The organism is Sodalinema sp. (assembly GCF_046483825.1).
Taxonomy (GTDB): domain Bacteria; phylum Cyanobacteriota; class Cyanobacteriia; order Cyanobacteriales; family Geitlerinemataceae; genus Sodalinema.
Map to the genome: position 1 here is coordinate 1 of NZ_JAWOCL010000075.1, position 8,630 is coordinate 8,630.

10 protein-coding genes are annotated in these 8,630 nt (G+C 54.1%); 5 read left to right on the forward strand and 5 right to left on the reverse strand.

The features are described from left to right. Positions 1 to 117: 117 nt before the first annotated feature. Together lipA and rdgB are read left to right on the forward strand one after the other, a co-directional pair. A complete protein-coding gene (gene lipA, locus R6U67_RS05040; RefSeq protein ID WP_410251538.1) occupies positions 118 to 1,017 on the forward strand; it encodes a lipoyl synthase in 900 nt (299 codons plus the stop codon). After that, entirely contained in the window at positions 1,014 to 1,601 is a 588-nt protein-coding gene (gene rdgB / locus R6U67_RS05045; protein ID WP_410251539.1) for an RdgB/HAM1 family non-canonical purine NTP pyrophosphatase, read from the forward strand. The genes lipA and rdgB overlap by 4 nt, the downstream gene beginning before the upstream one ends. Before the next feature lie 31 nt (positions 1,602 to 1,632). Here the strand turns inward: rdgB and R6U67_RS05050 are convergent, their stop codons facing one another. Further along, positions 1,633 to 2,112 carry an acyl-CoA thioesterase gene (locus R6U67_RS05050; protein WP_087706365.1) on the reverse strand — a complete coding sequence of 160 codons (480 nt, stop codon included), beginning with the start codon at positions 2,110 to 2,112 and terminating at the stop codon, positions 1,633 to 1,635. 151 nt (positions 2,113 to 2,263) lie between these two features. Here R6U67_RS05050 and R6U67_RS05055 point away from each other — a divergent pair, with 151 nt between their 5' ends. Continuing rightward, the gene (locus R6U67_RS05055; protein WP_068789998.1) at positions 2,264 to 3,085 is read left to right on the forward strand and encodes a universal stress protein; all 822 of its coding nucleotides are present in this window, start codon (positions 2,264 to 2,266) and stop codon (positions 3,083 to 3,085) included. A gap of 108 nt (positions 3,086 to 3,193) precedes the next feature. Here R6U67_RS05055 and psbM read toward each other — a convergent pair whose 3' ends face one another. The 3 genes from psbM to R6U67_RS05070 form a co-directional block, all read right to left on the reverse strand. Beyond that, positions 3,194 to 3,298, reverse strand: coding sequence for a photosystem II reaction center protein PsbM (psbM, locus tag R6U67_RS05060; protein ID WP_074162898.1), 105 nt, complete (start codon positions 3,296 to 3,298; stop codon positions 3,194 to 3,196). 43 nt (positions 3,299 to 3,341) lie between these two features. Next, positions 3,342 to 3,638 (reverse strand): 2Fe-2S iron-sulfur cluster-binding protein, encoded by a 297-nt coding sequence (locus R6U67_RS05065; protein WP_410251540.1) that lies wholly within the window; start codon positions 3,636 to 3,638, stop codon positions 3,342 to 3,344. 204 nt (positions 3,639 to 3,842) lie between these two features. Continuing rightward, a complete protein-coding gene (locus tag R6U67_RS05070; RefSeq protein ID WP_410251541.1) occupies positions 3,843 to 5,534 on the reverse strand; it encodes a TolC family protein in 1,692 nt (563 codons plus the stop codon). A gap of 332 nt (positions 5,535 to 5,866) precedes the next feature. On the opposite strand from R6U67_RS05070, the gene R6U67_RS05075 reads away from it, so the two are divergent. Next, the gene (locus R6U67_RS05075; RefSeq protein WP_410251542.1) at positions 5,867 to 6,394 is read left to right on the forward strand and encodes a hypothetical protein; all 528 of its coding nucleotides are present in this window, start codon (positions 5,867 to 5,869) and stop codon (positions 6,392 to 6,394) included. Positions 6,395 to 6,405: 11 nt separating this feature from the next. Here R6U67_RS05075 and cobQ read toward each other — a convergent pair whose 3' ends face one another. Then, positions 6,406 to 7,872: a cobyric acid synthase CobQ gene (cobQ, locus tag R6U67_RS05080; protein WP_410251543.1), complete on the reverse strand. Its 1,467-nt coding sequence runs from the start codon at positions 7,870 to 7,872 to the stop codon at positions 6,406 to 6,408. 456 nt (positions 7,873 to 8,328) lie between these two features. On the opposite strand from cobQ, the gene R6U67_RS05085 reads away from it, so the two are divergent. Next, a partial coding sequence (locus R6U67_RS05085) for a hypothetical protein (RefSeq protein ID WP_410251544.1) occupies positions 8,329 to 8,630 on the forward strand: 302 nt, incomplete at its 3' end.

Here is an 8,630-nt window from a genome sequence, read left to right on the forward strand (position 1 = left end):
GTTAAACATAATATGGGGCAACCGGTTCACCTTAGCTGCAATAGCAGTGTTCCCTGTTCCCCGTTCCCCCCACGGTACAATAAAGCCTCAAGCTCTCTTGCAATAGGTAGATTAACTGTGGAGCAAGTCAACCTCAAACCCGACTGGTTGCGCGTCAAAGCCCCCCAATGGCAACGAGTCGGCAACGTTAAAGAGATTCTGCGAGACCTCAGCCTCAACACTGTGTGCGAGGAAGCCTCTTGTCCCAACATTGGGGAATGCTTCAATAACGGGACGGCAACGTTTCTGATTATGGGGCCGGCTTGTACCCGCGCCTGTCCGTATTGTGACATTGACTTCGAGAAGAAACCCCAGCCCCTCGATGTCAACGAACCTCAGCATCTCGGGGAAGCGGTGCGGCGGTTGAACCTGAATCATGTGGTGATCACCTCTGTGAACCGAGATGATCTCCCCGACGGGGGTGCGTCTCAGTTTGTTCGCTGTATCGAAGCGGTGCGTCGCCTGTCTCCGGGAACGACCATTGAGGTGCTAATTCCTGACCTGTGCGGGAACTGGGCGGCCCTCGCGACGATTCTGGAAGCACAACCGGAAGTCCTCAACCATAATACAGAGACCGTGCCGCGTCTGTACCGTCGCACTCGTCCCCAGGGTGATTATCAACGGAGTTTAGAGTTGTTACGACGAACTCGGCAGATGGCCCCTTGGATTTACAGTAAATCGGGAATTATGGTGGGACTCGGAGAAGAGGATGCCGAGGTGCGTCAGGTGATGCAAGATTTGCGGGCCGTTGATTGCGATATCCTCACCTTGGGACAATATCTGCAACCGAGTCAGCAACATCTGGGCGTTAAAGCGTTTATTAGCCCTCAACAGTTTGATGCTTGGCGCGAGTATGGGGAGTCGATTGGCTTCTTGCAGGTGGTGGCTTCTCCTCTGACTCGTAGTTCCTATCACGCCGAACAGGTGCGATCGCTCATGGAACGATATCCACGCACGCCAGCCCCGATTCAGCGATGACCACTCTAATTGTTGCCACCGGGAATCCCGGTAAACTCAAGGAGATGCAGCAGTATCTTCAAGACACGGATTGGGATTTGCACTGGGATTTGCAGTTGAAACCCGCCGCTCTTGAGGTTGACGAAACCGGGACCACCTTCGCGGACAATGCTCGTCTGAAAGCGGCCACTGTGGCGCAAGCGACCGGACAATGGGCGATCGCCGACGACTCAGGACTCGCGGTCGATGCCCTCGATGGTCGGCCAGGTATCCATTCAGCTCGTTATGGGACCGACGATCGCGATCGCATCGAGCGGCTTCTGGGGGAACTCGGCGATCGCAGCGATCGCCAGGCCCAATTCATCTGCGCGATCGCCCTAGCCAATCCCCAAGGGGCGATCGTTCTCGACGTTCAAGGCCGCTGTCCCGGACAAATCCTCCATCAACCCCAGGGAGACGGCGGCTTTGGCTACGATCCCATCTTTTGGGTCGAAGCCGAACAGCAAACCTTCGCTGAAATGTCCCCCGAGCGCAAAAAAGCCTGTAGTCACCGGGGTCTAGCCTTCAAGGAACTGCTGCCCAAACTGGCTGAAATTCAGCCCTAGGGGACTCTAGGAGACTCTAGGAGGGTTGAGTCTAGGAGGTTTGAGTCAACTTGGCCAAGACCTCATCCAACACCGGGGGGAGGCGGCGCATAATTTTACCTTTCTCGCGATCGACCGTTACCAAGGTCACACGCGCACTGAGAAAGGGGTCGCCCCCCTCCATCGGCACAATTTGGTAATCCCAATTGAGGCGGACCCCCGCCCCCGGTTCCATCGAGGTTCGCACAATCGCCGTTTCCCCCAGACGCATCGCTCGGTGATAGCGCGTCGATAACTCCACCACCAACAACTCACAGCCGAGGGCCACCAAGTCCGCGTAATCAATGCCAATCGATCGCAGACATTCAATACGGGCCTCCTCCATCCAAGCAATATACTGTCCATGCCAAACCACCCCGCCATAGTCCGTATGGTGAGGATGGGCGCGAACGGGGTACTCGAACCATAAGCCATCTTCAGCCACAACGCGGTTTTGGATGGCCCCAGTGGGCAGATGTTCTGAATTTCGCATCACAAATCGTTTCAAAACGCTACATTTCTACAAATTTTGTGCCGGTCAACGGGCTTATCCTTAATGGTAGTGTCGTTACAGACTTTTGGGGACACCGCAGCCGAACGGTACACCCTGGCATCACTTGTTGTAAATACCCGATACCAAAATTATGATTGAAAGAATTCTTGTTGCCGTCGCCGGACGGGGGTTGTGCGAAGAGATGCTCAACCAACTCCTTGAGATTCCGGAGATTCAGCGAGCCGAAATTACTGTCCTTCACGTGGTCCCCCCTCAAGTCTCCGCTGATTTGGTCTCCGAGAAACTTGAAGAAGGGGGACGTGTCTTGGCCCAAGCCGTTAAATCCCTCAAGGTTGATCCGAGTAAGATCAACCCCCGACTCAAGCAAGGCGATCCTAAAACCATCGTCTGCGACGTGGCGAAAGAGGAAAACGCCGATTTGATCATCATGGGATCTCGGGGATTGGGTCGTCTCGTCTCGATTCTGGAGAACTCCGTCAGTCAGTATGTCTTTCAACTGGCTGATCGCCCCATGTTACTCGTCAAGGATGAGGTGTACGTCAAACGGCTCAAACGAGTGATGGTGGCCCTCGATGCCTCTGAATCGGCTCAAGAGTCCTTAGATCTGACCTTATCTTGGGTCAAAGATCTCAAAGATGCCAAACTGCTCCTCACCCACGTCAACCCACCCGATAAGAACGTGGCCCCGGAAAATGATCCGGTGTTGAAAGCCGCCAACGAGAAAGCCAAACGTTTCGGCTTACAAACCCAAAGTCTCATCACCTCCGGGAAAGCCGGCCCGGAAATTTGCCGCATTGCGGAAGAGGAAAACGTCGATCTGTTGGTGTTAGGATCGCCTGATCGCCGTCCAAACATTGCCAAAGCCTTACCGGATCTCGATCGCCTTCTTGGACAGTCCTTGTCTGACTATGTGCGAGTGTATGCCAACTGTCCCGTGTTACTTGCCCGTTAAGGACCCTCGTTCTCCCACTGGCCCCAACGCCAAACCCCCAGTTTTCCGGAAAAACTGGGGGTTTGGTTAAAATGGGGTGAGCCGCAACGATCGCTAAACGTCGTTGGGTTAGCTCTCCCGGCTTTGGGTCTGAATATACAGGATTAACAAGAAAACCGTAGGCACGAGTACAAATAAAAGACTCGCTACAAAACCAAGATCATTAACTTCCATAGAAAGCCTCGAGCATCTTAAACAATGAAGCTTCTCTAGGATATCATGGCTTGGTTTTAATGCTCACCTCGCCATTGACTTGTACTTGACAAGCGAGACGATAGCTGTCAGGTTTTTTGCGCAACTTACGCTTTTCAGTTTCCGTCGGTGGCGATAAGTTCTCCATCCCCTCAACGACTTCAACAATGCAGGTGCCACATTGTCCATAGCCACCACAGTTCGTCAGCTTGCCCCAAGTTTTATAGACATCAACCTTATTTTCAAGGGCTTTCATCCGTAAATTCGCACCATCGGCGGCGACAATTTCCAAGTCCTCGTTAACAAACTTAATATTAGCCATGGGTACTCTCCATCTGTGGGTTTGGCTTACAACAATCTAGGGGTGTTTTGATGTTAACAATCTTTACGGTTTTTGTAAAATATTGTTAACTAACCCTAGGGTCATGGTCAGCGCTGATGAGCCAGAATCGGCGGTTTTAGGGGATTTTGCCGAATTGTGGCGAATTTTGCCGAATTGTGACAGAGACAGCCCGGCGATCGCCCCCTAGAACCGGCCTTGAATCTCATCAGTAAAGGGATAATTACTGACCGCACGCTGTAACTGAGCCAAGGCGCGGTTGTAACCCAAAATCGCCGAGACTAAGTTTCCCTGAGACTCAGTTAAATCATCCTGGGCCGCAATCACATCAGTTTGCGTGCCAATTCCGGCTGAAAATCGCAACCGGGCTAAATCCAGACTCTCCTCGGCCAACTCCAGAGCCACCGTGGCGCGACTGACGTTTTGTAAGCTAGAGTTGAGTTGATAGTAGGATTCCTCGACTTCTACACGGACCTGATTACGAGCATCAGAAAAGCGGACTTCTGCTGACTCTTCTTCGAGTTCAAGTTGGCGAACCTGAGCCGCCCGAGCGCCGCCATCAAAGAGATTCCATTGCATCTGAACCCCCGCTGAGTAGCCCTCCGTGAGACCCCCCACATCATCGCCGGACGTGCTAACGAGGTTCGCTGAGCCAAATAGGGAGAATTGTGGTAACCCCTGCGATCGCACCGCCCGTTGTTGTTCTTGAGCGATATCGCGATCGACCAACTGCTGCTGCAACTCAGCCCGATTGCGGAAAGCCAAAATAATCGTCTGCTCTAGATCTAACTCCCAAACCCCCGCCAAATCAACCGGATCAGCCGCTGCGAGATCCACCGATTGCGGCACATTCAACACCCGAGCCAACCGTCGTCGAGCCACCCGTTGATTCGCTAAGGCATCATTGAGAGCTTGCTCCTCATTGGCTAACTGTACTTCAGCCCGCAAAACATCAAAACGAGTCCCCACCCCCGCCTCCTCTAGGTCTTGAGCATCCTCTAAACTCTGTTGAGCATTCTCTACAGCCGAGCGACTAATCAGCACGCTCATATCAGCATCCTGGATATCGTAGTAAGCCTCGCTCACCTGTAACCGAACTTGTTCTAGCTGTTGCTCAATCTGCAACTCCGCATTACGGACCTGAGCCTCCGCCGCTGCAATCTGGGCCGAGCGTCCGCCAAAATCGAACAGAGTATAGTTAGCCCTCAGTTCCGTATTCCAGGTTGTGGAGGTGGGGTCTGTTTGAATCGGCGATCGCTCCCCCAGGGTTTCCTCTTGGCGGCGGATACTCAGACGAGCATTCGCCGAATCACTCCAGGTCACATTAGACGAGAGGTTCAAACTGGGGAACAAATCCGCCTGAACTTCCCGCAGACTGGCCAAACTCCGTTCAAGATTGACACGAGTTTGCTGAAGATCGAGATTATTGCGAACCGCCAATTCTAAGGCTTGATTGAGACTAATTGGCTGCGTCCCCACAATTTCAACCTCCTCCGTGCGAGTGGGGAAGCGTAGAAAATTGGGATGAGGATCAAGATAGGCCGGGGCCGGCTCATCCGGAGCAATTGGCGTCGCCCCAGAGGGTTGAAGAAAGTCAGAAACATCTGGCAAGTCTGGCTCTTGCGACGCCTGAGCCTGGCGGGATTCCACCTCAGGAGCGGCCAAGTCCGCCGCCGACGAGTCAGGCGGGACGGGGTCAGCCTCTAACGAGTCCAACGACTCCACCGTGAGCTGTTTGGAGACAACGCGATCGCCCTCGGAGACGGTCTTTTGGGTTAAGTCTTTACCTAACGCTTTCGGGGTGGCTTGAACCTCAACACAATTGAGGGCGATGGCGGCTGTTAAGCTAATCACCATCCAATCACGCAATCTGGTCATATGCTTCGTCTGAAATTCGCCAAGCGTCGGACAGGTATCTAACGTCCTTTGCAACAGAAGTCTGGGCAATTCGGGATTGTCCCCTTAGCACCATAGCAGTTCATTTGGGAGGTTGGACGGAAAACGGACAAAAATTTCCTTCTGTCTTCAGTCGACCTCTAGCCGATCGCCCCAGGAGCCTGTTACGGCGGCGGCGATCGCGATACGATGACGATACGATGGCGACGGTTAACTTGCCGATGCAGTTCCCGAATGCCACTCCATCAGCCGCCCCTGAGCTTATGGGTTCGCCCGTCATCGAGTTCCCTTAGTTCTCATTCGTTTCAATCGTTGTGAGTACCCCCGAAGCAACCGATCTCGCCCGCATTAACTACGAAACCGCCAAAGAGCAGTTCGAGATGGGTCAATATCGCCAAGCCGTGACCTGTCTCGAACAAGCCAGCGCCCTCATCGAACGGGCCACCCCCCTCGGCGGAGACATTCAAATTTGGCTGGTCACCGCCTACCAAGCCGTGGGCGACTATCCCGCCGCCATTACCCTCTGTCGTAAACTCGCCCGTCACCCCAACTGGGCCACCCGCCAACAGAGTCGTCGTCTCCTGGCAATTTTAGAGGCCCCCCGCCTCGCCTCCCGGCCCGAGTGGAACGTGAGCATTCCTGACCTCAACGAGGCCGACGTGGCCCAACCGAGCGATCGCAAAGGCTCCAACCCCAGCGGTCCCCGTCGTCCCAAACCCCGCCCTATCCGTGAACCCGAGCCAATTGATCCCAGCCAAATCAACCGATCAGACAATCAATTTATTTGGTTTGCCCTGATCAGTAGTCTACTGATTCTGACCGCCCTACTGGGTTTTAGCTGAGGTTGCGCCTTTTACCTTAAAATCTGACTCATGTCAATATTTTGATCAATAAAATCCGTAAGATTTTCCAACAGCGTTTCCCGCTGTTCCCGATAATTGGGAATCCCCGTGGGTAACGCCTTCAACCCTCGTTGTTGTCGTAAGCGGTTCAACCAGGTTCGTCGCCAGGGACCACTATCAAAAATGCCATGTAGATAAGTCCCCCAAACCGACTGATAGGTATCGACCACCCCCAACTTGGCATCCTCAAACAGCGGTTTAAACTCCTCCGTTTGGGAGAACTTGGAATGGCCTCGATGTAACTCATAGCCCGTCACCTGCAAGCCAACATGAGGATAGGTCGACGTGAGCGATCGCTGACGGGCCACCTTCTGCGGCGTAATCACCGTCGTCATCGGCAACAACGACAGCCCCTCAACACGACCCTCAACCCCTTCAATTCCCTCAGGATCAGCCACAAACTCCCCCAACATCTGAAAGCCGCCAGAAATCCCCAACACCGTACCCCCCGCCGCCTGATACTCCAAAATCTCTTTCGCCATTCCCGAGTGTTGTAACACCTGTAAATCCGCCAATGTGGTGCGACTTCCCGGCACAATCAGCGCATCAGGATAGCCCAACGACTGCTTGGGCGAGACATACTTGACCCGAACCGTCGGTTCAGCATCAAGGGGGTCAAAATCCGCAAATCCTGTCAAATGAGGTAAACGAACCACCGCCACCGTGACCTCCGGATTGGCCGGTGTTCCATGACGCTTCAGGAGGCTTAACGTCTCCTGCTCAGAACAGGCGATCGCATCCCAAGGAATCACCCCCAACACCGGAATCCCCGTCCGTTCTTCGAGCCAGGAGACCGCCGAACGACTGACCGCCTCGGGGCCACGCCATTTATTAATGACAATCCCGCGCACCAAAGCCCGCTCAATGGGTTCCAATAACTCCAAGGTTCCCACCACATGGGCCAAAGCCCCACCCCGTTCACTATCGACCAACAACAACGTCGGCGCATTCAAATAGCGGGCCACCCGCATATTCGCTAAATCCGAGGTTTTCAGATGCACCTCAGCGGTACTCCCGGCCCCCTCACAGACCAACAGATCAAACTCCCCGGCCAACTGATCCAAACATTGACGAACGATCGCCCAACCCTCGCTCGACGCCCAGCGATAAAACTCATTGACACTAATCGTCTCGGTTTTAACCCCCTTGACGATCATCTCAAACGTCGACTCGCCCTTGGGTTTTAATAACAACGGGTTCATCTCCACCGCCGGCGCAATCCCCGCCGCCCAAGCCTGTAACGCCTGGGCGTAACTCATCTGACCGCCAATTTCCGTCAAATACGCTTGCTGACCGATGCTCGCTCCCTTAAAGGGAGCCACACGAATTCCTTTACGGGAAAGTAGGCGACAAATCGCCGTTGTGAGAATTGACTTTCCGGCCTGAGATGTTGTCCCTAACACGGTAAGGGCTTTCATGCAAAACTGCCTCTGAACAACCAAAGAGATCCAACCTGACGTTGGGGCCATCGCCCCATTGCTCCCCTACTCTGTCGCTCCAATCTTACACAGGAATTTTGGAGATGTCAGATAGGCTCTGCACCTCAGCGGTGTAACCTTGGCCCGAGACCGAGCTAACCAACGCCAAGAAAAATCTCGAAAACGATCTAGAAAATGCTGCCGTGGCAGAGTAGCATAGACCATGGGAGACCCGTTGATTCGATCTCCTCTTCCGAGAGCCAACCCATCCTTGAATCCTATTTCCTCGCTACTCCCCCAAACTCGCCACAGATCCGGGATAGCGATAAAACGCGCTAGTATCCATCAGACTCATCCCCCACGGCGATCAGTCTGTTGGCAATTGTCCACCGTCACGGGGATCCTCAGTATCTAGCCCTATCCACTCGTTCACCGCGCGATCGCATCCCTATCATCATGGCAGTTTTACACGGGAGTTGGCTCCTCAACGACAATGACTTTTTCCTCTGGGGAGAAACCTGGCGGCGTCTGCGTCCTGACACTCACCCCACCAGCGAGACGACCACCATCGCCGCCCATCCCTTCGCCCTTAGCCCCGACGAACTCCACCAGAGTCTACAGCAGCATCAGCTTCACCTCGCCGCTGACTGTCCCCCAGAGGAGCAGCTCCTACAACTCCCCAGTTTCCAAGATGACAGCGGCCAGCTACGTCCTCTGCATTCGGCCCGGCCCGTTCCCGAGGCTTCGGCGGTGACGCT

Bases quoted from the DNA above. Each gene is read 5' to 3' on its own strand.
- rdgB (WP_410251539.1), top strand. From the start codon at position 1,014: ATGACCACTCTAATTGTTGCCACCGGGAATCCCGGTAAACTCAAGGAG.
- cobQ (WP_410251543.1), bottom strand. From the start codon at position 7,872: ATGAAAGCCCTTACCGTGTTAGGGACAACATCTCAGGCCGGAAAGTCA.
- R6U67_RS05050 (WP_087706365.1), bottom strand. From the start codon at position 2,112: ATGCGAAATTCAGAACATCTGCCCACTGGGGCCATCCAAAACCGCGTT.
- R6U67_RS05070 (WP_410251541.1), bottom strand. From the start codon at position 5,534: ATGACCAGATTGCGTGATTGGATGGTGATTAGCTTAACAGCCGCCATC.
- R6U67_RS05055 (WP_068789998.1), top strand. From the start codon at position 2,264: ATGATTGAAAGAATTCTTGTTGCCGTCGCCGGACGGGGGTTGTGCGAA.
- R6U67_RS05065 (WP_410251540.1), bottom strand. From the start codon at position 3,638: ATGGCTAATATTAAGTTTGTTAACGAGGACTTGGAAATTGTCGCCGCC.
- psbM (WP_074162898.1), bottom strand. From the start codon at position 3,298: ATGGAAGTTAATGATCTTGGTTTTGTAGCGAGTCTTTTATTTGTACTC.